Genomic DNA, 1771 nt, shown 5'->3' with positions numbered 1-1771 from the left:
GAACAGGCTCGCGGCGGCGTTGTCGGCGTGGCCTTCGAAGCCCGCGGCCAGCTGCAGCGCCTCGAACGCGTCGAGCTCGCGGCCCGCCAGCGCGTACCCGGCGGCCACGCCGGACACCACCGCGGCCGCGGACGAGCCGAGGCCGCGCGCGTGCGGGATCGCGTTGAAGCAGCGCAGGTGCAGGCCGGGAACCTCGACGCCGAGGTGCCCGCAGGTCCGCTCGATCGCGCGGTACACGAGGTGGGTTTCGTCGGTGGGCACGTCGGCGACCCCGCCGGCACCGGCGTCGACGACCTCGACCTTCAGCCCGCTGCCCGCGACCTGGACCTCGACGACGTCGTGCAGGCCCAGCGCCATGCCGAAGGCGTCGAAACCCGGCCCGAGGTTCGCCGTGGACGCCGGGACGGTGACCTTGAAAGCGGTGCTCACCGCAGGTCCAGCGCCGCCGCGACGGCCGAGGGGTCCACCGCCAGCGGCTCGACCTCGACGTTGCCCGCCAGCGCCGTCTGCGGGTCCTTCAGGCCGTGCCCGGTGACGGTGCACACCACGCGGGACCCCTTCGGGAGCCGGCCGTCGGCGGCGGTGGCCAGCAGGCCGGCCACGCTGGTGGCGGACGCCGGCTCGACGAACACGCCCTCGCGCCCGGCCAGCAGCCGGTAGGCCTCGAGGATCTTCTCGTCGGTGACGGCTTCGAAGAGCCCGTCGGACGCTTCCTTCGCCTTCACCGCGGCGGTCCACGACGCCGGGCTGCCGATCCGGATCGCGGTCGCGACCGTCTCGGGGTCCGCCACCGGTTCGCCGTGCACGAGCGGCGCCGCGCCGGCCGCCTGGAAGCCGAACATCCGCGGGGTGTTCTTCACCACACCGTCGGCCGCGTACTCCGAATACCCCGCCCAGTAGGCGGTGATGTTCCCCGCGTTGCCGACCGGCAGGCAGTGGATGTCCGGGGCGGTGCCGAGCACGTCGCAGATCTCGAACGCGGCGGTCTTCTGGCCGGCGATGCGCACCGGGTTGACCGAGTTGACCAGCGTGACCGGGTAGTCGGCCGCGGTCTTGCGGGCCAGCTCGAGGCAGTCGTCGAAGTTGCCGTCGACCTGCAGGATCCGGGCGCCGTGCAGCACGGCCTGGGCGAGCTTGCCCATGGCGATCTTGCCCTGCGGCACCAGCACGGCGCAGGTGAGGCCGGCGCGGGCGGCGTAGGCGGCGGCCGAGGCGGACGTGTTGCCGGTCGACGCGCAGATCACCGCCTTGAGGCCGCTGGCGAGCGCGTGCGTGATGGCCACGGTCATCCCGCGGTCCTTGAACGAGCCGGTCGGGTTGGCGCCCTCGACCTTGAGGTACACCTCGCAGCCGGTCAGCTCGGACAGGTGGTGGGCGGGCAGCAGCGGCGTGTTGCCCTCGCCGAGCGTGACGACGCGAGCGCCGTCCGGCACCGGGACGCGGTCCCGGTACGCCTCGATGAGTCCGGGCCAGGGGTGCCTGATCACTGGTCTTCGCCTTCCACGCGCATGACGCTGACAACTTCGTGGACGACGTCGAGCTTCGCGATCTCGTCCACAGTGGACTGCAGCGCCGCGTCGGGCGCCTGGTGCGTCACCACGACGAGGCTCGCGCGGTCGCCGACGTCGCTCTGCCGCACGGCCGCGATGCTCACGCCGTGCCCGGCGAACGCCTGCGCCACCTGGGCGAGCACGCCGGCGCGGTCGGCGACGGAAAGGCTTACGTGGTACCGGGTCGGCGTCTGGCCCATCGGCCGCACCGGCAGCGCCGC

The 1771-nt window shown here is 73.5% G+C and carries 2 protein-coding genes and 1 pseudogene; all 3 read right to left on the bottom strand.

Annotation, left to right across the window (positions count from 1 at the left end; translation table 11 throughout):
- Nucleotides 1-429: pseudogene (locus G3I65_RS20015) on the bottom strand (homoserine kinase); the annotation flags it as partial.
- Nucleotides 426-1487, bottom strand: coding sequence for a threonine synthase (gene thrC, locus G3I65_RS20010; RefSeq protein ID WP_160697462.1), 1062 nt, complete (start codon nucleotides 1485-1487; stop codon nucleotides 426-428). The gene thrC and the pseudogene G3I65_RS20015, both read right to left, overlap by 4 nt.
- On the bottom strand, nucleotides 1484-1771 hold a 288-nt coding region (locus G3I65_RS20005; RefSeq protein WP_160697461.1), incomplete at its 5' end, for an ACT domain-containing protein. The genes G3I65_RS20005 and thrC, both read right to left, overlap by 4 nt.

The sequence above is a fragment of the Amycolatopsis sp. SID8362 genome (genome assembly GCF_010550475.1).
In the GTDB taxonomy this organism is placed as follows: domain Bacteria; phylum Actinomycetota; class Actinomycetes; order Mycobacteriales; family Pseudonocardiaceae; genus Amycolatopsis; species Amycolatopsis eburnea.
The sequence above is the reverse complement of the archived record's forward strand: the minus strand, read 5'-3'. Positions and strand labels throughout refer to the sequence as shown.